Source organism: Flavobacterium pedocola (assembly GCF_053764385.1).
Genome location: NZ_JBSNCR010000003.1, coordinates 57183 through 78337 on the forward strand (window position 1 = coordinate 57183; position 21155 = coordinate 78337).

The following is a 21155-nucleotide window of genomic DNA, read 5'->3' on the forward strand; positions in this document are numbered from 1 at the left end:
CTCTGTTGATTACTTTAAATTAATGCCCCATTCTGATTTGCATACCGCCTCTGTTGCCGCCCTGCGACTGGAACTGCTCGCGCATCTCTTCCATTTTTTTGGTCACGATCTCATTATATTCCTTCTGCTTTACCACTTTTCCGTTTTTAGGCGCTTTGATCTCTACTTTGTCTTTGGTGTTCATGACTAATTTTGAACACATGACAATGGTTTTCCCGTCATTTACTTCCAGGATAAGCCCCGGTAAGCCCCAATATCCTTCAGGCCCTTGATTAATAGGCACTTCCGGCGTATACCAAGCGGTAATGGTGATTTCTTTCGGCATTTCGTAATCGTCCATGAAATTGGTCGACTGTTTCTTCTCTTCGCCTTCTTTTTTCTTCTTTTCTCTGTAATTTCTCATATCGGAAGCATCCACCGGTTTTACAGCCGTTGCTTTAAAACAATTGTAATCCCCAATCTTTTTGGTTTCACCTTCCAGCTTCCAGTTCAGTTTCGGTAACGAATCCACTACTAGGAATTCCTTCCCCATAAACTCTTTGTCAACGGTAAAATTTCGCTCTTTTACATTTTTGTAGTACGTTCCGCCACCGCCCATCATGGAGCCCATCATACGGAAACCGCCACCACCCTGACCCGGTGCATCCAGTTTTTCTTCTTCTTTATAAATAGAGGAGGTTTTGTCAAAATTCAGGATAAACGTTTTTTCGAACATTTTCTTCATACGCTCTTCGATCATTTTTCGCATTTCCGGAGTAATATCTTTGTTACCCTCCATTCTTGCTTTGAAATCGTTGGTACTGGTTTTGGATTCATAAACCGCCATCCCCTGGAAATCCTGGGCATAGGAAACTAATGATGAAGCAATTAGCGCTATAAAGGTTACAACTGTTTTTTTCATGTTGAGTATCAGGTTTTTTAAGACTAATTAGACGATTGAAATGCTTTATTGTTACAAAAAATTATTTGTTAGACTTATACTATTGTAAAAGGTTTATTCGTAATTTGGCTTTATGCGCAGTTTTTTACTTTTTATTTTATTTCTTCAAGGCATACTCGGAGACGCTCAGATTCATTCCGGTGATTTGAAATTGATCAGCACGGAACCTACAACGGCCACTCTGTTCATCGGCAAAGACTCTTATGGCAATACGTATTCCGTTCAGGATAATGAAGTGCGCAAAGAAAACCCTCAAAGTAAATTAAGTTATAAAAACATCTCGCTGGGAAAAATTTCCCAGATTGACTTACAGAACCCGCTTCAGGTTGTCGTGTTTTATAAAGAGATGAATGCCGTGGTGCTGTTGGACAGCCAGCTGAACGAAACGTTTCGCGTCAATTTTTCGGAAACCAACCCGGAACTTCTTCCGCAACAGATTGGCTTAGCGGCTCAAAACCGGCTTTGGCTTTTCGATCTGTCTTCACAGAAATTAGGGCTGTACGATTACTCCAAAAAAACATTTTCACCGGTTAGCGTCGTTTTTGAACATCCAATCATCTACGCGCAATCCGACTATAATTATTTTTACTGGATGGACGATCAGCGCAAAGTGTTCGTTTCCAGTCTTTTCGGCAAAATCAATTATCTCGGTACCGTTCCGGAGCACGAGGCCATGCAGATTATTTCTTCCAAAGAAATTCTGTTAAGAAAAGGCAATGTTCTGAGTCTTTTCAATCTGGAAAAAGAAACTTCGCAAATCATACCGTTAAACGAAAAAAGCCTTAAAAGTTTTTACTATAAAGAACAAATTTTATCTATTTTTACCGACAACGAAATCAGAACATACAAAATAACATTACCATAATGCACATAGCAATAGCAGGGAACATTGGCGCAGGGAAAACAACTTTAACCCGACTTTTGGCGAAACATTTCAAGTGGGAACCGCATTTCGAAGACGTGGTGGACAACCCGTATCTGGATGATTTTTACCATTCGATGGACCGCTGGTCGTTCAATTTACAGATTTACTTCCTGAACAGCCGTTTCCGCCAAGTATTGCAGATTCGTGAAAGCGGCAAGAAAATCATTCAGGACCGTACCATCTATGAAGATGCGCATATTTTCGCACCCAACCTGCATGCGATGGGACTGATGAGTAATCGTGATTTTGAAAATTATTCTTCGCTGTTCGACCTGATGGAAAACCTGGTAGGCTCTCCGGATTTACTGATTTACCTGAGAAGTTCTATCCCGAACCTGGTAGCCCAGATTCACAAGCGCGGCCGCGAATACGAAAACAGTATCTCCATTGACTATTTAAGCCGATTGAATGAGCGTTATGAAGCCTGGGTACAAACCTATAACAAAGGAAAATTATTGATCATCGATGTCGACAATGTTGATTTTGTAAACAATCCTGAAGATTTAGGAAACGTTATCAACCGCATAGATGCCGAAATAAACGGATTATTTTAAAACATTCCACCCCGATTTCTTCGGGGTTTTTTGTACCTTTACACTTACAACCTACTGATGCTCATTAAGTTTAACTTAAAACTTCAAGACATGGGCCATCACTACAACAAAACAAAGCTTATCTGCTTTATCTTAACCTTTCTAATCCTTTTTGAAAGTTGCCATGTTTACAGGAACACGTCCATAACATTGGATCAGGCTTCCAAAACAAACGACCGCGTCAAAGTCAAAACCACGGATAACCGAAGAATGGTATTCAGAAAAATTGAAAAAATAGACAGTACCTATTATGGCTCAAAATATAAGAACCAGCAATACAAAGTTCCTTTAAAAGAATCCAATATTCGTGAGATACGACCCGTCAACAAAGGCCTGTCAACCACTTTGACTGTTATCAGCATTACTTTGAGCGTACTCACTGTAGTAGTTTCGATTGTGGTTGCCGAAACGCTAAATGATCTGGAAAATATCAATTTTGATTCTTCGAATTCTAAGTAACCTCTCTAGTTTTTCACTTTACCGTACTGATATCCCTTAGCCGTACCGATACCAATTTTAACGTATACAATCTGATTTACATCGGTATTTTTCATACCTTTAAATCCAATCAAAGGATTGAAAAATGGCAGTTTTAAAAAAACACAAATGGATTTTTTATCTTCTGACGATAAGTTTATTGTTCGGAAGTTGCCATATCTATCAAAAAGTACCGGTATCCCTGGATGATGCTGCCGCTTCAAAGCAACGGGTAAAAATTATCACAGCGAACAACCGGAAACTCTTCTACAAAAGAATCGAAAAAACAGACAGTACTTATTACGGCCTGGAGGAATCCGGATTTGACATCATCCGAAAACCGATCCAAAAAGAGGAAATCCAAAAAGTGCAACTCATCAATAAATCCAAATCCAGACTGGTAAGCATTGCCGGGGTAACCGTTTCCGTAGGAATCCTTGTAGCACTGATCAGTTCCGGCGGATCAAGCACGGGAGCAGGACCTGTTGGCGGTTTCTAAAGCCCAAAAAGACTTTTAACCTCAACCCCTTTGATATTACCTTCAAAACGAATTTCTTTTTTCTCACCCGGCAGCAAATCGAAATAATTGTCACTGAATTTCACCTTATCGGCTTTAAGAAAAACGTTTTTCGCCAACACATCGGTTGTAACTTCCACAGTAGTATCATCAATTTGCCTTACAATGATTTTTGGTTCTTTCAGTTGTAACACTTTAGGTTTTACAAAATAATGCAAAGCTCGTTTATCTTCGAATGCTGCAGAAAACACAATCTGATTCAGATGCAATCCTTCCCACTCTTTTTTATCCAAAGCAAAAAACAGCTGAGAACTGTTATCGCCGAACTTAATATTCATCGCTTTTTGCCAAACAATTTTTCCGTCAAAATCTAAAAGTTGTAGTTGCAATTTTCCGCTTTTAACAGCCAATCCATCATTAACCACATAGACTTTCAGCTGATTTTTTTCTTCTGTAACCGATACCAAAATATCCTCAAAACTTCGTTTCACCTGATAATGAAAGGCTTTCCAATTTCCAAGATAATCCACCGAACTCCATGAAGTGACCGGCCAGCAATCGTTTAACTGCCAATACAAGGTTCCCATACAATACGGCTTCGCACGGCGATGGGCTTCAATAGCGGTTTTCATGCCTTCCGCCTGCAACAGTTGCGAGACATAAATATAATCCTCGAAGGAAGAAGGAATTTTGTAATCCCACTCCATATAGGTTTGGATTGTCTGATAGCCCGTCGGATGTTTTTGATGGCTTTTTACCGTTTCGGAAGTCAGTTGCAGTTCGTCATTCGCGGCAAAAGTTTCGAAAGTTTCCTTATTTGGCATGCCCTGAAAACCGTATTCGCTCATAAAACGACCTATTTTCTCTTTATAGATTTCAAACGGTTCCATACCCCACCAAACGCCCCAGTAATGGGAATCGCCCTGCAGCAGGCTTTCTTTTCTGCCCCAACCGATCGATGGCGAAGAAGGCCAGTAAATATTCTTCTCTTTCGACAAAAGACTGTCCAGTGTCTTTGGGATCACTTCGTGAAATACCTTTTTATAATCGTTCCAGATTTTGGTGGAATCGGCTGCTGAATAGTTGTATTGTTTTTGCCAGCCCCAGTTGTGCCAGCCTTCATCATTTTCGTTATTGCCGCACCAAATGGCTAAACTTGGATGGTTTTGCAAACGATTTACATTATCGATCACTTCCTGCTTCACATTCTGCAGAAATGCTTCATCACCTGGATACATAGCGCAGGCAAACATAAAGTCCTGCCAGACCAAAATTCCGTTTTTATCGCAGGCCTCGTAAAAAGCATCATCTGCATACACCCCGCCACCCCAAACGCGAAGCATGTTCATATTGGCATCGACCGAATTTTTCACAACGCTCGCATACACCGAATCGGTAGCTCTTGGCAGAAAACTGTCCGGCGGAATGTAGTTAGCCCCTTTCATGAAAACCGGAACACCATTCAGTTTGAAATAGAAACTTTTGCCGGCCTTGTCTTTCTCCTGAACCAGTTCAAGGGTCCTCAGACCTATGTTTAAAATTCGCTGTTCCAGTGTCTTTTTATTCATTTCTAAAGAAATCTGAAACGGATACAGATAAGCTTCACCCAAACCGTTCGTCCACCAACGTTTTGGATTTGCTATTTCGTAGGCACTCTTTATAACATTTTTTCCTTTTTTCAGCTGATGCGATGATAACTGATTATTAATTTTCAACTGATACTTTCCGGATTTATAACAATCGATTGTGGTGCTAAAAACCAAGTCCGCTTTGGCGTCGGTTAAGGATTGCTGTTCGAATTTTACATTTTGGATTACTGCCGAGTTACTGAAACGCAATTGCACTTTTTTCCAGATCCCAGCCGTGATAAAACGCGGCCCCCAGTCCCAACCGTACTGATATTGGGCTTTTCGGGTGAATATTTTTTCATCCCCGGGTAAAGTATAAGGTAACCTTTTAGCGTTTTCTTTCCCTCTCATTACGGCAGATTCGAAAACGATTTGCAGTGTATTCACTCCTTTTTTAAGCAGTTTTTTCACATCGATTTTCCAGGTTCGGAACATATTGTCTGCTTTCAGGATGGATTTTCCGTTGAGCAAAACTTCGGCATAAGTATCAAGACCGTCAAATTGCAGTTCGATGGTTTGGTTTTTCAAATCCTCTGATGATAGGATAAAAGTCGATTCGTATTCCCAGGCTTCATTTTCAATCCATTGCAATTGTTTTTCATGGGTTCCAAAGAAGGGATTTTTGATAACTTCATTTTGCAGCAAATCCGTATGAACGGTTCCCGGCACCTTGGCAGCCAACCATTTGGAATCACCTTTTTTTCTGAAACTCCAGTTTTCTTTTGCTAAATCACGCTGAAAATTCTGCCCTGAAGCAATTATGGAAAAACAGAAAAACAATAAAAACGACAACGACTTTTTCATTAACCAAGATTCAATTTTAGCGCTTTAACTTCTTCAATATCGGCTTTTCCGTTACTATTGGTAATGGCTGAAGAATGGTAAAATCCTGCGTTGGTCTGCGATTGAATCAACTCGATATTGGTGGAACGTAGGCCTCCGCCCGGCATGATCACAATACGGTTATTGGCTTTTTCCACTAATTGTTTTAATACGGAAACCCCTTCCACCACATTAGGCATCGTTCCGGAAGTAAGTATGGTTGAAAAACCACATTGAATCACATTTTCCAACGAAGGAAAAACTTCCTGAACTTCATCAAAAGCACGGTGAAACGTACAGGGAATCGGTTTGGCCAATTCAACCAATTCTGCATTTTGCCGAATATGAACCGCTTTGTTTTCATCTAAAATTCCAAAAACAAAACCATTTACCCCTAACTTTTTATACTCGAGTATCTGTTGTTTCATCAAGTTGAATTCTTCTTCCGAATAAACAAAACCGCCACCTCTTGGCCGTATCATCACATAGAGATCGATATTCAACGTTTTTCTGGCCAGTTTGGTGATTTCGACAGTTGGTGTGGTTCCTCCTTCTTCAAGGTTATCACACAATTCCACACGATTGGCGCCACCTTCCTGGGCAATCAGAGCCGATTCTAAGTTAAAACAGGCAATTTCCAATTTTTTCATTAGGCTTTCAGATAATAGTTAGCATCAAGTAACTTGTTCCCGGTTTCATCGTATTTGGCGTAGTTGAATCCGCCCTGAACACAATAGGCCCCGTGTTCGCCTTTTTTATTTAACGCAATAAAGCCCACCTGAATATCCTTTAGGTTTTTCTTTCGATTTTGGGTCAGTTTCACGATGCGCATTACAGCCTCTTCACAGGCTTTTTGAGGTGATTTTCCCTGACGCATCAGTTCCACTACCAAATGACAGCCCGCAATTCGGATTACTTCTTCTCCATGTCCGGTTGCGGTTGCCGCCCCAATTTCGTTGTCCACGTACAAGCCCGCTCCGATAATCGGTGAATCACCCACGCGCCCGTGCATCTTAAATGCCATACCGCTTGTAGTGCACGCGCCGGATAAATTTCCGTGCTGGTCCAAAGCGATCATGCCGATGGTATCGTGGTTTTCAATATTTACAATGGGCTTATAATTACTGGTTTTCAGCCATTCTTTCCATTCTTTTTCGGATTCTTCCACCAGCAGGTTTTCCTTCTTATAGCCCTGTGACAAAGCAAATTGCAACGCCCCTTCTCCCACCAGCATGACATGCGGCGTTTTTTCCATCACCGCTCTTGCCACCGAAATAGGATGCTTGATATGTTCCAGACAAGCCACAGACCCAATATTGGAAAATTCATCCATAATACAGGCATCCAGGGTTACGCGTCCGTCACGATCGGGTCTTCCGCCGTAGCCAACACTTCGCTCTTTCGGATCTGCTTCGGGAATACGGACACCGGCTTCTACAGCATCTAGCGCCCGTCCTTTTTGCTTCAATACTTCCCATGCGGCTTCATTGGCCTGCATACCGAAATTCCAGGTGGAAAGCACGATCGGTTTTTTAACTTTCCCGGTAACCGGAATTTCTGTTTCAACCGCATCGGATTTACCTTTAAACGCGTTTAACGCAACGGCTACCGAAGCGATCGCCGTGGTTTTTATAAAATTTCTTCTGTTTGCCATATCCTTTTGATTAGCCTCGAATTACACAAATTTTCTTTTGAAATTATTCAACCATGATTTCATCTGCAAACAACCAGCTATCCGAACCGGCTCCTGCTTTTCCATCGGGTATTTTACCAGCATTTGGCGCGACAACTTTGATATATTTTGCTTTCTGTTTTTCAAAATTCAGACTTACAACACCCTTCAGTTGAGCAATTTCCGTCGCGCTTACTTTTTTGACCGAATGATACTTTTTCCCGTCATTGGAAACCAGCACTTCTATATGTTTTGGATAGTGAATCCAGCTTCCTTCACTGCTTAACACATCAACAGTCACTTTGGAAACTGTTTGCTTTTTTCCTAAATCGATGATGGCCTCTAAATCTTTTCCCCAGAAACCAATCCAGTCGCGGCCGAATTTCTGCATGTTCCCGCGCATACCGTCCACCAAAGTAAAACTGCCGCCGATAGCATAATTTTCATGCGGCGGATGCACCAAACTGATTTTCTTCCCTGTAGCTTTACTGACGAAAAAAAATTGTTCGATTACCGCGCTTTTCTGTTTGCCATTTTCAAAATACGCAGCTTTTACGGTTTGGTTTTTACTGATTAGAATCGGTTGCTTATACGGTTGTGAACTTGCTGTCGGAGCCGTACCGTCAGTGGTATACCGAATTCCCGGATTGCCTGACTTCAAACTGAAAAGCACGCCGTTTCCGTTTACACCGGGTGCTGCTTTTGAGGTTACTTCAAAAATCGCCCTGCTGTAATGGATGCCTTTTTTATCGTACACCGAAAAGTGCTGCATCAGGCGGTTTTGGAAATCATTGTATTTTTCTGGTTGTGAGGTGCCCCAAGTCACTTCGGCTAAGGCGGCCATTCTTGGCATGATCATGTATTCAACATGCTCCTGCGTATTGATGTATTCTGTCCAAAGATTGCCTTGGGCTCCTAAAATGTATTTTGCTTCCTCAACAAACAATTCTTTTGGTGTGGGCTGAAACGAATAGACTTTTTCTACAGTCGTGTAGCCTCCGAAGGCTAACGGTTCGTTTTTCGGTTCTCCCTGATAATGGTCGAAATAGCAATGTGAACCGGGACTCATAACCACATAATGCTTTTGCTTTGCGGCGGCAATCCCGCCTTCGGTACCGCGCCAACTCATTACGGCAGCGTTTGGTGCTAATCCGCCTTCCAGAATTTCATCCCATCCGATGATTTTTCGTCCTTTGCTGTTTACAAATTTTTCGATGCGCTTGATGAAATAGCTTTGCAGTTCGTGTTCGTCTTTCAGTCCTTCTTTCTTGATTAGTGCCTGGCAATGCGAACAGGTTTTCCAACGGATTTTCGGGCTCTCGTCCCCGCCAATATGAATAATTTCGGAGGGGAACAACGTCATCACTTCCGTTAAAACATTTTCCAAAAACTCAAAAGTGCTTTCTTTAGGGCAAAAAACATCGTCCAAAACACCCCATTGCTGCGCCACCTCAAAAGGCCCGCCGGTACAGGACAACTCCGGATACGAAGCCAAAGCCGCCATAGCATGGCCCGGCATCTCAATTTCAGGGACTACGGTGATGTGACGTTGTTTTGCATAAGCCACAATTTCTTTTACATCATCTTGCGTGTAATAACCGCCGTAGCGAATGTTGTCAAACTTCTGATCGTTATAATGGCCTACCATCGAGCCTTTTCGCCAGGCGCCGACTTCGGTCAGCTTCGGATATTTTTTGATTTCGATACGCCAGCCCTGATCATCGGTTAAATGCCAATGAAAAGTGTTCATTTTGTACATCGCCAGGTAATCGATGTATTTTTTTATGAATTCCTTCGGAAAGAAATGACGGCAAACATCAAGATGCATGCCGCGCCAGGCGTATTTAGGCTCATCTTTAATGGTTACACAAGGTAGTTTCAGCTCGTTCTTTTTTTCAGTGGGGAATAACTGTTGCAGGGTCTGAAAAGCATAAAACAAACCTAAATTACTTTTGGCAAATACTTCAATATGGTCGGAAGTAATATTCAGTTCATAATATCCAGATTTTTCATCTCCGGAATGCTCAACCTGAATCTGAATAACATTAGACAAACTCTTGGAATTATCTGTAAGCTTTAGTTCAAAGCCGTAACTGGTTTTCAGAAAATCGTTAAACAGTTTTATTTCGTTAGCGCTTTCCGAATTGGAAACTAAAATTATCGTGCCGGGATTAAGAGAAAAAGTGCCTTGATTTTGTTTTATTTCTTTAGGCTGCGGAATTAAAGGCAACGGATTTTGAGCCATAGCAAAATGCGTTACAACCAATAAAAGTAAGGTATAGATTTTGGGCATTGATGTTGTTTTGTTGTTTCGCTAAAGGTACTAAAATAAAAAAGCCTCATCTCGTTTTTTTAGAACGAGATGAGACTTTTATTTCCCATACAGGCTATTTATTCCCTAATGCGTCTATTTTTGCCTGAACTTCTGCTTCGGTTCCTTCAAAAACTTTTTCTTCCGTTGTGGATTTTCCGTTTACATCCGTAGTAATCGTAACGGTGGCTTTCACTTTTCCGTTTGTTACTTCTTTATTGATGGAAATCTGCTTGGAAATTTCATTTTTCATCATGCCGTCAGCACAACACGCCATTTTGCAATCGGCCTTTTTCATGAATTTTCCGTTTTCGTCGAAATGCGCCATACACAACGCTTTTTCTTCTTCGGAACAACCCATTTCCTCACACATTTTGGCACATTCATCTTTTGTCATCGTGGCCATTTTTGTCATGTCGCATTTCATGTGGTGACCTGCGTGCATTTCGGTTTTGGAACAACAAGAACTTTTTCCGTGTTGAGCACCATGTCCGTTACCGCTTCCTAAAATCGGTGCGATTACCAATCCTACCAAACAGGTTAATTTGATCAAGATGTTCATCGATGGCCCTGAAGTATCTTTGAACGGATCTCCAACGGTATCTCCCGTTACGGCTGCTTTGTGCGCATCGGAACCTTTAAAAGTCATTTCACCGTTGATCATTACACCGGCTTCAAACGATTTTTTAGCATTGTCCCAAGCGCCCCCGGCATTGTTCTGGAAAATCGCCCAAAGTACACCGGAAACACAAACACCGGCCATGTACCCTCCAAGTGCTTCTGGTCCCATAACCGCTCCAACGATGATTGGAGTGATGATGGTGATAGCGCCCGGTAACATCATTTCGCGTAAAGCCGCTTGCGTAGAAATGTCTACACATTTTCCATATTCCGGTTTTCCGGTACCTTCCAAAATTCCAGGGATTTCACGGAATTGACGACGTACTTCGTTTACCATGTCCATCGCAGCTTTTCCTACAGACTGCATCGCAAGAGCCGAGAAGATTACCGGAATCATGCCTCCGATAAACAAAGCGGCCAATACATCGGCTTTGAAAATATTAATACCATCGATTCCTGTAAAGGTTACATACGCTGCAAATAAAGCCAAAGCCGTTAACGCTGCTGAAGCAATCGCAAAACCTTTACCTACTGCCGCTGTAGTATTTCCAACCGAATCCAAAACGTCTGTTCGCTGACGTACTTCTTTCGGTAATTCGCTCATTTCGGCTACACCTCCTGCGTTATCGGCAATCGGTCCGAACGCATCGATTGCTAACTGCATCGCTGTAGTGGCCATCATTGCCGAAGCTGCAATTGCAACGCCATAGAAACCTGCCAATTCGTAAGAGCCCCAAATCGCTCCCGCGAAAAGGATTACTGAGGAAAAGGTCGATTTCATTCCTGTTGCTAAACCTGCAATAATATTGGTTGCTGCTCCGGTAGAGGAATTCTGAACGATGTTCAAAACCGGTTTTTTACCTAAAGCCGTATAGTATTCTGTGAACGCTGAAATTAACCAACCCACAGCCAATCCTACTAAAGTGGCATAGAAAATATGGCGACTTGGAATTTCTTTTACACCTTCTCCGAAGAATTTCATGTGAATGGTTTCCGGCAACATGAAGTCGATTAAGAACCAACACACTACTACCGTTAAACCTAAAGCGATATAATTTCCAAGATTTAAGGCACTTTGTACCTCAGCTTCTTTAGCATCATTATTGCTAATTTTCACAAAGAAGGTTCCGATAATCGACGATAAAATACCGGTTCCCGCAATTACTAACGGCAACAAGATCGGCCCCATACCGTTGAAAGCATCAGTGAATTGTGCCCCGGCAGCTTCGGTCATGTCCTTGATGATATAGTTTCCTAACACCATTGAAGCCAATACGGTTGCCACATACGAACCGAACAAATCGGCACCCATTCCGGCTACGTCTCCTACGTTGTCTCCTACGTTGTCTGCAATGGTCGCAGGGTTACGCGGATCGTCTTCCGGGATTCCGGCTTCCACTTTTCCTACCAAGTCGGCACCTACATCGGCCGCTTTGGTATAGATTCCTCCACCCACACGGGCAAATAACGCAATGGATTCCGCACCCAGGGAGAAACCGGCTAAACATTCCAGAGCAATAGTCATTTCCTCATAGAAATTACCGGCTCCGGTTACAAACATATTGGTGAATAAAATAAAGAAGATACTTAGTCCTAAAACCGCTAAACCGGCAACACCAAGCCCCATAACAGTTCCTCCGGAAAAGGAAACTTTCAAGGCCTGTGGCAAACTGGTTTTAGCAGCTTGTGTGGTCCGTACGTTCGCCTGAGTGGCAATACGCATACCGATGTTTCCTGCCAAGGCCGAAAAGAACGCCCCGAAAACAAAAGCCACAACAATAATCCAATGGGAGGTTTCCACAAATCGGGAAACGGTAAACAATGCAACGGATGCAATCACTACAAAGATTCCCAAAATTCGGTATTCGGCTTTTAAGAACGCCATCGCTCCTTCCTGAATACTTTTGGAAATGCCTTGCATTTTCTCGTCACCTGCGTCCTGGCTTTTCACCCAAGCGGCTTTAACGCCCATAAACGCAAGACCTAATATGGCCAGTATTATTGGCACATAAACAATCATTTTCTCCATAAATTTGGTTTTGGTATTTGGTTAATTTTCGTAAATATAACGAAACCAAAACAAATAAAAAAGCAACATTCTTTGCAGAACATTGCTTTTTTTATAAAATTTTAGGAAATCTTTTTATTTTATACTAAATAAGCCTTCCGGTTTATTCTCAATAGCCGCGAAACGATCCACACATTCTTTTAAAATTCTTTTGGCATCGTTAACATCACCCCAGCCTTCCACATCAACTTTTTTATTCTCCAAATCTTTATATACCTGGAAGAAATGTTCGATTTCTTTTACCAAATGTGGGTTCATATCTGCCAAATCATCCAATTTATTCCAGATTGGATCCGAAACCGGCACACAAATAATTTTCTCATCCGGTCCTTTATCATCGGCCATGTGGAAAACCCCGATTGGTTTTACTTCGATTACACATCCCGGGAAAGTCGGTTTGGTTACCAACACCAATACGTCAAGCGGGTCACCGTCTAAAGCCAAAGTTTCAGGGATAAATCCGTAATCTGCAGGGTACATCATAGAGGAGAACAACATTCTGTCGAAACGCATTCTCTTTAAATCGAAATCGTATTCGTATTTGTTTCGGCTTCCGCGAGGAATTTCAACCAATACATCAAAAGTGGTTACTTTATCAGCTGTCATTTTATATACTTGTTTAATTTTGAGGGTGCAAAAGTACTACAAAACGAACTGACTTACAAGAAATCTTAGTACTAAAAAATCAGATTTAGCACAATGTTGATGTAATTTTAATACGGATTTTTTCTTCCTCTTTTACGAAGATAATAATGCCAAAGGAAAAAAGTAGCTCCCGAGCGGTAGGGCTTCCATTTTTGGGCATAATCCGCCATCGCTTCCTTATCATGGATGTCGAACAATTCTTTAATCGTATTCACTACCGCGATGTCACCTAGCGGAATAATATCAGGTGACTGCAGACAAAACATGAGATAAACATCGATGGTCCAGTGCCCGATCCCTTTTATTTTTATCAGTTCTTCACGAACGGTTTCCGGATCTTTAAAAGCAAGACTTTCCACATCCAATTGTTTATCAAGAATAGCTTGGGAGAGCGCTTTCAAATAGGCGGTTTTCTGACGACTGACACCACACGCCCGAAAAGCTTCATCAGAGAACAACACAATAGTTTCAGGAATAAAATCCGGAATAGCGGTTTTGATTTTTAAAAACGTGGCTTTGGCCGAATCGATGGAAACCTGTTGCTCCAAAATAAGCAAACACAAGGTCTCAAAACCCGAAGGCCTTGTCACGAAAACAGGCTTTCCGAACTGTTCTACGATGTGCTTGAATTTTTCCTCTTTCTTCAGAAGAAAATCAATAGCCTGATCCATTAGAAATAGAATCCGAAAGAGGCTTTCACCCCGAATTTGTTCGCATCCGGTAAATTCATATAACTGCCTCTCCAGGCAAAATCAATACGAAGCACTTTGAAGATGTTCCCAACACCCGCATGGTATTCCCAATAGCCTTTTTCCGGAGCGAGATACGTAAGTCCGGAAGCATTGATGGCTCTGTTTTCATCGGAAACTGTTCCGTAAACGGCTTTTATGCCTACGATTTCACGCCAGTTCAGCTTACGCAATAACGGAATACGCGAGAACAAACGCCCGTTGAAATGATGTTCCAAATGCAGGGAAGCATACTCGTCGGCTACGAATTCATAATAATTCATCAGGTTGTAGGTATTCTCGATCTGGAAATAGGATTGATTCCCCGGAATTACCCCCATCAGCCCTAAAGGCACTTTACCGAAAATCTTTCCGGTTTCAAAAGTCGGGAACAAACGCCCGAACCCACCGATAAGAATCGGGTGACGGTAATACAACTGTAATTTCTGGTAATCAAAATCACTGTCAAGAACGCCTTTCATTCCATGGCTGTAATTCACGAAAACTCTCGGGAAATTATAATCCACCAATTGACGCTCCACACCGTGACCGATGGTCTTACGTTTCGGCGTATAATCTACCATTAAGTTAAGTTCCGATTGTTTTACCTGACTTTGAATGTTACCGTCCTCATCAAAATAATCAAGACTGAAGCGATCCCAGGCTGATTTTAAAGTACGATAGGTAAACCCGGTCTGGAAGGTCAGGTTTTTAACCGGCTCCATTTCAAGGGAAGCCATGGACAGGTTAATCGAAGTCAATTTATCATTATTCCCACTGGAAAACAACGAATTGGAAGCAAAACTTCTTCCTAAAACATCGTTAGTTGTCGTTAAACTTACCCCAATCTGCTCAATATCACGGCGGTTTCCTCCGGATAAGATCAAGCGGTTCCTTTTGTTAAGTAAAAATTTACCGGATATCCCGTATTTAAACTGGGTATCCTTAAAACCATAAGCGGTATAGGCCTGAATACGCCATTTATCATTTGGACCGAAATAGGTCCTTCCGCCGGCGCGCAAACGGAAACCTTCCACATTGTTATACCCAAAAGTAGAGAAAAGCGGCCCGTAATCCATTTTCCATTTCGGAATCTCGATATAACCACTGGCCAAAATGGTCGCAATGTTGTAGATCCTCTTGAATTTCGGAATGGTGTTCAAGGTGTCTAACAAACCATAAATACCTTTTTCGTTCTTGTTCAGGTTTTCAAAGCGGTTTTCTTCCCAGAAATCATCCGACTTGCTGTATATCTCGGCATCAAAATTATCGACCTCCTGTTTGTAAAACTTATCGTCTTTAGGAATATTGAATTGATGGTTGCGGTACAGCGACGTTCGTTTTCCGTAAACCCCTTTCGACTTTTCCTTTTTGGAAAAACTGAAATCAGACATCATGTGATCACGCTTCAGCAAAAACACAGAATCGTTCAACACTTCAAACTCCTGCTCGATATAAATTTCTTTTACCCAGTTGATGTTCGCACTTTTACTAGCTTCCAGATTGATCTTCTTGATGGCAAACGTCGTGTCATTTACCCAAAAATCCCCTTTAAAGGTAAGTTCGTTTTTACGTCTTGGATAATAGATGATATTAAAACACCATTTGTTGTCGATAAAAGCACTATCCGCCAAAACATAGTTATACACGTTAATCCCAGTTCTTGAGAGCGGGCTCACAAAATCCTTATCGAAAAACTTCAGGTAATTGTTGTAGATATCATATTCCGCATACAAATCTTTGATAAACGTACTTACCCCATCACCTTGCCCTAAACCGGAGTTCTTACTCGCGCTGACAATTTCTTTTTTACGGTTGTTTACGTTATCCCCATAGACCTGACTCAGGTTTTCGTTGATAAAAATCGGAAGGAAGGCTTTTCCGGTCACACGGGAAGTATCGATACGGTCCCAGATGAATTCCATGCCTTTAAAAATCTTATTGGCTTTGAAGGCGCTGTCAATCGAATTCAGGTCGAACTCAATTTTTTCATATTTATCGTATTGGTACTGATCGAACATGTTAAGCCCGTTCTTTCTTTTTCGTTCCCAGATTTTACGCAAGATATCGATGGCCGGATTGTTCTTTTTAGATGTTTTTCCGGCATATACTTTCACCTCCTGTAATTGGTTATCCGGCTTAATGGTAATCTTCAGATTAAGCATAACCGATTGAGTAATTGGAATTTCCACCGCTTTATACCCTACAAAAGAAGCTACCAAAGTTTTATACGTTTTATCGGACTGCAGATAGAAACGTCCGTTTTCATCCGACACTATCCCTTCGGTTGATCCTTTGAAATAAACGTTGGCATAGCCCATCGGCTGATTGGTTTCGTCATACACGATCCCACCGACTTTGGTTTGGGCGAACAACGAAACTCCGAAAAACAAAACAAAAAGCAGCAGTAATATTTTCTTCATATGTATCCAAAAAAAAACTTCACCAATGTTTTATTGATGAAGTTCCAAATATAAAGTATTTTTTCTTACTTGTACATTACTTTTTTTACGGCCTTTACCACATCATTTGCGTTAGGCAACCATTCTTTCAACAAAGTTGGCGAATAAGGCGCCGGCGTATCAGCTGTAGTGATTCTCTGAACTGGTGCATCCAAGAAATCAAAGGCTCTTTCCTGAACCATATACGTGATTTCAGAAGCTACCGAAGCAAACGGCCATGCCTCTTCCAACACTACTAAACGATTAGTTTTTTTCACCGAATTGATGATACAGTCATAATCCATCGGACGAACCGTTCTCAAATCGATGATTTCGCAGGAAATATTTTCTTTTGCCAATTCCTCAGCAGCCGCATACGCTTCTTTAATAATTTTTCCGAAAGATACGATGGTTACATCCGTTCCTTCTCTTTTGATATCGGCCACACCCAAAGGAATGGTGTATTCCCCTTCTGGCACTTCCCCTTTATCCCCGTACATTTGCTCAGATTCCATAAAAATCACCGGATCGTTGTCACGGATAGCCGATTTCAACAAACCTTTGGCATCGTATACATTCGACGGAACCACCACTTTTAAACCAGGGGTGTTGGCGAACCAGTTTTCGAAAGCCTGAGAGTGTGTCGCCGCTAACTGACCTGCAGAAGCTGTCGGACCGCGGAAAACCATCGGCATCGGGAATTGTCCGGCAGACATCTGACGCATTTTTGCAGCGTTGTTAATGATCTGGTCAATTCCTACTAACGAAAAGTTAAAAGTCATGAATTCAACGATCGGACGACAACCGTTCATCGCTGAACCTACTGCAATTCCGGCAAAACCAAGCTCTGCAATCGGCGTGTCGATTACACGTTTCGGCCCGAATTCATCTAACATTCCTTTTGATGCTTTGTAAGCACCGTTATATTCCGCTACTTCTTCACCCATTAAATATACCGATTCGTCGCGACGCATTTCTTCGCTCATCGCCTCACAAACCGCTTCTCTAAACTGTATCGTTCTCATGTATTTTTCTTTATCCAAAAATTATTGAAAGGCAAAAATAAAAATTTTATATCAGTTATGGCATACATATTAAAGTATAACACAAATTATTTACGGTTTATGATTAATTTACCGGACAAAACCGCATCAACATCACCTAAAAAACAATGTCACAACTGAGAAAAACGCACACCGCAGCCATTTCAAAAGACTCTTTTTAAAATTCTTCAAAAAAATCCTTCATTTTGTTGAAAAAATCGCATTTATTATGCATGCATAATAAATTATTAGAAATATTTCACTAAATTCGTAGCCCGAAATAATCAACATTATAACTTTATAACAATGAAAATATTAGTTTGCATCAGCCACGTGCCTGATACTACTTCAAAAATTAATTTCATTAACGGTGATACGGAATTCGACACTAACGGCGTACAGTACGTAATCAACCCTAATGACGAATTTGGTTTAACAAGAGCGATTTGGTTCAAAGAACAGCAAGGCGCTAACGTAACGGTTGTAAACGTTGGTGGTACTGATGCAGAAGCTACTTTAAGAAAGGCTTTAGCTATCGGTGCTGACGAAGCTATCCGTGTGAACGCAAACCCAACTGACGGTTTCTTCGTGGCTAAGCAATTAGCTGAAGTGGTTAAACAAGGTGCTTACGATTTAGTAATCGCCGGTAGAGAATCCCTAGATTACAACGGCGGAATGGTTCCGGGAATGTTAGCTGCTTTAACAGGTGCTGACTTCGTAAACTCTTGTATCGGTTTAGACATCAACGGTACCGCTGCTAAAGCAGTTCGTGAAATCGATGGTGGTAAAGAAACGATTTCTGCTAACTTACCATTGGTTATCGGTGGTCAGAAAGGTTTAGTGGAAGAGAAAGACTTACGCATCCCGAACATGCGCGGAATCATGACAGCAAGAACTAAAGCTTTAACTATTTTAGAGCCGGTTGGCGCTGACAACAACACGAAAGCAGTGAAATTCGAGAAACCGGCTGCAAAATCAGCAGTAAAATTGGTTAGCCCGGACAACCTGGATGAATTAATCAACTTATTGCATAACGAAGCCAAGGTAATTTAATTTTGAATTTTAAATGATGGATTATTCGGAAATCATTTAAAATTTAACATTCAACATTCAAAATAATAGAAATTATGTCAATTTTAATATACGCGGAATCCGCAGAAGGAAAATTTAAAAAAGTAGCTTTCGAGTTGGCGTCTTATGCTAAGAAAGTGGCAGAACAAATGGGAACTACTGTTACAGCCGTTACGGTTAACACAGGAGATGTTTCAGGTTTATCAAAATACGGAGTAGACAAAGTATTAAAAGTAACTAACGATAAATTAGGCGCTTTCAACGCTAAAGCTTACGCTGACGTTATCAAACAAGCAGCTCAGAAAGAAGGAACTAAAGTGGTTATCTTATCTTCCACTACAGATTCTTTATACTTAGCACCGCTTGTGGCTGTTGGATTGAATGCAGGTTACGCTTCTAACGTAGTGGCATTGCCGGAAAGCACTTCACCTTTCACAGTAAAAAGAAACGCATTTTCAAACAAAGCCTTCAACATTACTGAAGTGACTACAGATGTAAAAGTTTTGGGAATCGCTAAAAACTCATACGGATTAGTAGAAACTGCTTCATCTTTAACCGAGGAAGATTTCTCACCATCTTTAAACGATGCAGATTTCTCTGTAAAAGTAGAATCAGTAGAAAAAGTAACCGGAAAAGTAACGATTGCTGATGCGGAAATCGTGGTATCTGCAGGTCGTGGAATGAAAGGCCCTGAGAACTGGGGTATGATCGAGGAGTTAGCAGCTGTTTTAGGAGCTGCAACGGCTTGTTCAAAACCGGTTTCTGACTTAGGATGGAGATCCCACAGCGAGCACGTAGGACAAACTGGAAAACCAGTGGCGGCTAACTTGTATATCGCAGTTGGTATTTCAGGAGCGATCCAGCACATTGCGGGAATCAACTCTTCTAAAGTAAAAGTAGCCATCAACACCGATCCGGAAGCACCTTTCTTCAAAGTGGCAGATTACGGAGTTGTAGGAGATGCTTTTCAGGTTATCCCTCAGCTAATTGAAAAATTAAAAGCTTTCAAAGCGGCACAACATTAATATTTTTACTTAATTTGTGCCTATAAAAAGGCTGTCTGAATTGGAGATAGTTCGTATCTTTGTTTAGACAGCCTTTGTTTATTATACAACTATGAGCTTAGTAAAACTTACTATAAAAGGAATCTCTTACAGCCAGACGCAAAACGGCGCATATGCCTTAATTTTAAATGAAGTGGACGGCGAACGAAAACTGCCGATTGTTATTGGTGCTTTCGAAGCCCAATCCATTGCCATTGCCCTGGAAAAGGAAATCCGACCACCAAGACCTTTAACCCACGATCTGTTCAAGAATTTCGCAGACCGATTCGATATCGTGGTGAAACAGGTAATCATCCACAAATTGGTTGATGGTGTTTTCTTCTCAAGTATCATTTGTGAAAGAGACCGTATTGAAGAAATTATCGACGCAAGAACATCGGATGCTATTGCTTTAGCCTTACGTTTCAATGCTCCGATTTTTACCTATAAAAATATTTTGGACAAAGCCGGAATCTACTTAAAAGTAAACCCAAGCGAAGAAGGCAAAAACCCTGAAGAAAGTGATGACCCACTTACCAGCCCTGAAACTTTCGGCCTGGTGGGAGAAGAATCGGTAACGGGGGAATCCTACGGCCAATACACTTTGGCCGAATTATACGAATTACTGGAAACTGCCGTACAAAACGAAGATTACGAAAAGGCAGCCAAAATCCGTGATGAGATTTCAAAAAGAGAATCATAAATGATAATTTGGTTATTTGTCGATTTGGTTATTCGAATCCACAAATAACCCGATAACCAAATACACGACCATGAAGCAATATTTAGATTTAGTTAAGCACGTTTTAGAAAATGGCAATCAAAAAGGCGACCGCACCGGAACCGGAACCAAGAGTGTTTTCGGCTACCAGATGCGCTTTGATTTAAGCGAAGGTTTCCCAATGGTAACCACTAAAAAACTGCACCTGAAATCTATTATCTATGAACTGCTTTGGTTTTTAAACGGCGACACTAACATCGGTTATTTAAAAGAAAACGGCGTTAGGATTTGGGACGAATGGGCTGATGAAAACGGTGATTTAGGTCCGGTGTACGGCCATCAGTGGCGCAACTGGAACAGTGAAGAAATCGATCAGATAACCGAGCTTATCGAAACCCTGAAAAGAAACCCAAACAGCCGACGTATGCTGGTTTCCGCCTGGAACCCATCGGTATTGCCGGATGACAAAAAAAGTTTTGCCGAAAACGTAGCCAACGGAAAAGCAGCTTTACCTCCGTGCCATGCCTTCTTTCAGTTTTATGTGGCCGAAGGAAAATTATCGTGCCAGTTATACCAGCGAAGTGCCGACATCTTTTTAGGCGTTCCCTTCAACATTGCTTCCTATGCTTTATTTACAATGATGATTGCACAGGTTTGCGACTTACAGCCGGGTGATTTTATCCACACCTTCGGAGACGCGCACATTTACAACAACCATATCGAACAACTGGAACTGCAATTGTCGCGTGACCCGAAACCGCTTCCGAAAATGATTTTAAATCCGGAGATAAAAAACATCTTCGATTTCAAATTTGAAGATTACACTTTAGTAGATTACGACCCGCACCCGCACATTAAAGGTCAGGTGGCCATTTAGTTTATAAAAAAT

At 41.5% G+C, this 21155-nt stretch carries 18 protein-coding genes; 8 read left to right on the top strand and 10 right to left on the bottom strand.

The genetic code is table 11. The features are described 5' to 3' along the window. Nucleotides 1–19 precede the first annotated feature (19 nt). Nucleotides 20–901, bottom strand: a complete 882-nt coding sequence (locus tag ACWPKD_RS07295) for a GLPGLI family protein (protein ID WP_455412024.1) — start codon at nucleotides 899–901, stop codon at nucleotides 20–22. 112 nt (nucleotides 902–1013) lie between these two features. On the opposite strand from ACWPKD_RS07295, the gene ACWPKD_RS07300 reads away from it, so the two are divergent. The 4 genes from ACWPKD_RS07300 to ACWPKD_RS07315 all read left to right on the top strand — a co-directional run bounded on the left by ACWPKD_RS07300 (nucleotide 1014) and on the right by ACWPKD_RS07315 (nucleotide 3434). Then, complete coding sequence (locus ACWPKD_RS07300; protein ID WP_455412025.1) at nucleotides 1014–1805, top strand: hypothetical protein; 792 nt, start codon at nucleotides 1014–1016, stop codon at nucleotides 1803–1805. Further along, the gene (locus ACWPKD_RS07305; protein WP_455412026.1) at nucleotides 1805–2419 is read left to right on the top strand and encodes a deoxynucleoside kinase; all 615 of its coding nucleotides are present in this window, start codon (nucleotides 1805–1807) and stop codon (nucleotides 2417–2419) included. Before ACWPKD_RS07300 ends, ACWPKD_RS07305 begins: the two co-directional genes overlap by 1 nt. 90 nt (nucleotides 2420–2509) lie before the next feature. Next, a complete protein-coding gene (locus tag ACWPKD_RS07310) occupies nucleotides 2510–2917 on the top strand; it encodes a hypothetical protein (RefSeq protein WP_455412027.1) in 408 nt (135 codons plus the stop codon). Between the two features lie 124 nt (nucleotides 2918–3041). Beyond that, on the top strand, nucleotides 3042–3434 hold the full coding sequence (locus tag ACWPKD_RS07315) for a hypothetical protein (RefSeq protein ID WP_455412028.1): 393 nt from the start codon (nucleotides 3042–3044) through the stop codon (nucleotides 3432–3434). On the opposite strand, the gene ACWPKD_RS07320 is transcribed toward ACWPKD_RS07315, so the two are convergent. The 9 genes from ACWPKD_RS07320 to ACWPKD_RS07360 form a co-directional block, all read right to left on the bottom strand. After that, nucleotides 3431–5884, bottom strand: a complete 2454-nt coding sequence (locus ACWPKD_RS07320) for a beta-mannosidase (protein ID WP_455412029.1) — start codon at nucleotides 5882–5884, stop codon at nucleotides 3431–3433. The genes ACWPKD_RS07315 and ACWPKD_RS07320 overlap by 4 nt on opposite strands. After that, nucleotides 5884–6552, bottom strand: a complete 669-nt coding sequence (locus tag ACWPKD_RS07325; RefSeq protein ID WP_455412030.1) for a copper homeostasis protein CutC — start codon at nucleotides 6550–6552, stop codon at nucleotides 5884–5886. Before ACWPKD_RS07325 ends, ACWPKD_RS07320 begins: the two co-directional genes overlap by 1 nt. Next, a complete protein-coding gene (locus ACWPKD_RS07330) occupies nucleotides 6552–7556 on the bottom strand; it encodes an isoaspartyl peptidase/L-asparaginase family protein (RefSeq protein ID WP_455412031.1) in 1005 nt (334 codons plus the stop codon). The genes ACWPKD_RS07325 and ACWPKD_RS07330 overlap by 1 nt, the downstream gene beginning before the upstream one ends. A 43-nt stretch (nucleotides 7557–7599) precedes the next feature. Beyond that, nucleotides 7600–9867 (bottom strand): glycoside hydrolase family 20 protein, encoded by a 2268-nt coding sequence (locus ACWPKD_RS07335; RefSeq protein WP_455412032.1) that lies wholly within the window; start codon nucleotides 9865–9867, stop codon nucleotides 7600–7602. 94 nt (nucleotides 9868–9961) lie between these two features. Then, nucleotides 9962–12535, bottom strand: a complete 2574-nt coding sequence (locus ACWPKD_RS07340) for a sodium-translocating pyrophosphatase (protein WP_455412033.1) — start codon at nucleotides 12533–12535, stop codon at nucleotides 9962–9964. 114 nt (nucleotides 12536–12649) lie between these two features. After that, nucleotides 12650–13180 (bottom strand): inorganic diphosphatase, encoded by a 531-nt coding sequence (locus ACWPKD_RS07345; protein WP_455412034.1) that lies wholly within the window; start codon nucleotides 13178–13180, stop codon nucleotides 12650–12652. 107 nt (nucleotides 13181–13287) lie between these two features. Beyond that, nucleotides 13288–13890 carry a DNA-3-methyladenine glycosylase family protein gene (locus ACWPKD_RS07350; protein WP_455412035.1) on the bottom strand — a complete coding sequence of 201 codons (603 nt, stop codon included), beginning with the start codon at nucleotides 13888–13890 and terminating at the stop codon, nucleotides 13288–13290. After that, on the bottom strand, nucleotides 13890–16370 hold the full coding sequence (locus ACWPKD_RS07355; protein ID WP_455412036.1) for a DUF5686 family protein: 2481 nt from the start codon (nucleotides 16368–16370) through the stop codon (nucleotides 13890–13892). Before ACWPKD_RS07355 ends, ACWPKD_RS07350 begins: the two co-directional genes overlap by 1 nt. A gap of 65 nt (nucleotides 16371–16435) precedes the next feature. Next, a complete protein-coding gene (locus ACWPKD_RS07360; protein ID WP_455412037.1) occupies nucleotides 16436–17413 on the bottom strand; it encodes a pyruvate dehydrogenase complex E1 component subunit beta in 978 nt (325 codons plus the stop codon). Between the two features lie 324 nt (nucleotides 17414–17737). Between ACWPKD_RS07360 and ACWPKD_RS07365 the strand changes: the two genes are divergently transcribed. The 4 genes from ACWPKD_RS07365 to ACWPKD_RS07380 all read left to right on the top strand — a co-directional run bounded on the left by ACWPKD_RS07365 (nucleotide 17738) and on the right by ACWPKD_RS07380 (nucleotide 21143). Beyond that, complete coding sequence (locus tag ACWPKD_RS07365; RefSeq protein ID WP_455412038.1) at nucleotides 17738–18484, top strand: electron transfer flavoprotein subunit beta/FixA family protein; 747 nt, start codon at nucleotides 17738–17740, stop codon at nucleotides 18482–18484. Between the two features lie 74 nt (nucleotides 18485–18558). Beyond that, the gene (locus tag ACWPKD_RS07370) at nucleotides 18559–19527 is read left to right on the top strand and encodes an electron transfer flavoprotein subunit alpha/FixB family protein (protein ID WP_455412039.1); all 969 of its coding nucleotides are present in this window, start codon (nucleotides 18559–18561) and stop codon (nucleotides 19525–19527) included. 91 nt (nucleotides 19528–19618) lie between these two features. After that, on the top strand, nucleotides 19619–20248 hold the full coding sequence (locus ACWPKD_RS07375) for a bifunctional nuclease domain-containing protein (protein WP_455412040.1): 630 nt from the start codon (nucleotides 19619–19621) through the stop codon (nucleotides 20246–20248). A 70-nt stretch (nucleotides 20249–20318) separates the two neighbouring features. Then, complete coding sequence (locus ACWPKD_RS07380; protein ID WP_455412041.1) at nucleotides 20319–21143, top strand: thymidylate synthase; 825 nt, start codon at nucleotides 20319–20321, stop codon at nucleotides 21141–21143. The last annotated feature ends 12 nt before the right edge of the window (nucleotides 21144–21155 follow it).

Bases quoted from the DNA above. Each gene is read 5' to 3' on its own strand.
- ACWPKD_RS07295 (WP_455412024.1), bottom strand. From the start codon at position 901: ATGAAAAAAACAGTTGTAACCTTTATAGCGCTAATTGCTTCATCATTA.
- ACWPKD_RS07300 (WP_455412025.1), top strand. From the start codon at position 1,014: ATGCGCAGTTTTTTACTTTTTATTTTATTTCTTCAAGGCATACTCGGA.
- ACWPKD_RS07305 (WP_455412026.1), top strand. From the start codon at position 1,805: ATGCACATAGCAATAGCAGGGAACATTGGCGCAGGGAAAACAACTTTA.
- ACWPKD_RS07310 (WP_455412027.1), top strand. From the start codon at position 2,510: ATGGGCCATCACTACAACAAAACAAAGCTTATCTGCTTTATCTTAACC.
- ACWPKD_RS07315 (WP_455412028.1), top strand. From the start codon at position 3,042: ATGGCAGTTTTAAAAAAACACAAATGGATTTTTTATCTTCTGACGATA.
- ACWPKD_RS07320 (WP_455412029.1), bottom strand. From the start codon at position 5,884: ATGAAAAAGTCGTTGTCGTTTTTATTGTTTTTCTGTTTTTCCATAATT.
- ACWPKD_RS07325 (WP_455412030.1), bottom strand. From the start codon at position 6,552: ATGAAAAAATTGGAAATTGCCTGTTTTAACTTAGAATCGGCTCTGATT.
- ACWPKD_RS07330 (WP_455412031.1), bottom strand. From the start codon at position 7,556: ATGGCAAACAGAAGAAATTTTATAAAAACCACGGCGATCGCTTCGGTA.
- ACWPKD_RS07335 (WP_455412032.1), bottom strand. From the start codon at position 9,867: ATGCCCAAAATCTATACCTTACTTTTATTGGTTGTAACGCATTTTGCT.
- ACWPKD_RS07340 (WP_455412033.1), bottom strand. From the start codon at position 12,535: ATGGAGAAAATGATTGTTTATGTGCCAATAATACTGGCCATATTAGGT.
- ACWPKD_RS07345 (WP_455412034.1), bottom strand. From the start codon at position 13,180: ATGACAGCTGATAAAGTAACCACTTTTGATGTATTGGTTGAAATTCCT.
- ACWPKD_RS07350 (WP_455412035.1), bottom strand. From the start codon at position 13,890: ATGGATCAGGCTATTGATTTTCTTCTGAAGAAAGAGGAAAAATTCAAG.
- ACWPKD_RS07355 (WP_455412036.1), bottom strand. From the start codon at position 16,370: ATGAAGAAAATATTACTGCTGCTTTTTGTTTTGTTTTTCGGAGTTTCG.
- ACWPKD_RS07360 (WP_455412037.1), bottom strand. From the start codon at position 17,413: ATGAGAACGATACAGTTTAGAGAAGCGGTTTGTGAGGCGATGAGCGAA.
- ACWPKD_RS07365 (WP_455412038.1), top strand. From the start codon at position 17,738: ATGAAAATATTAGTTTGCATCAGCCACGTGCCTGATACTACTTCAAAA.
- ACWPKD_RS07370 (WP_455412039.1), top strand. From the start codon at position 18,559: ATGTCAATTTTAATATACGCGGAATCCGCAGAAGGAAAATTTAAAAAA.
- ACWPKD_RS07375 (WP_455412040.1), top strand. From the start codon at position 19,619: ATGAGCTTAGTAAAACTTACTATAAAAGGAATCTCTTACAGCCAGACG.
- ACWPKD_RS07380 (WP_455412041.1), top strand. From the start codon at position 20,319: ATGAAGCAATATTTAGATTTAGTTAAGCACGTTTTAGAAAATGGCAAT.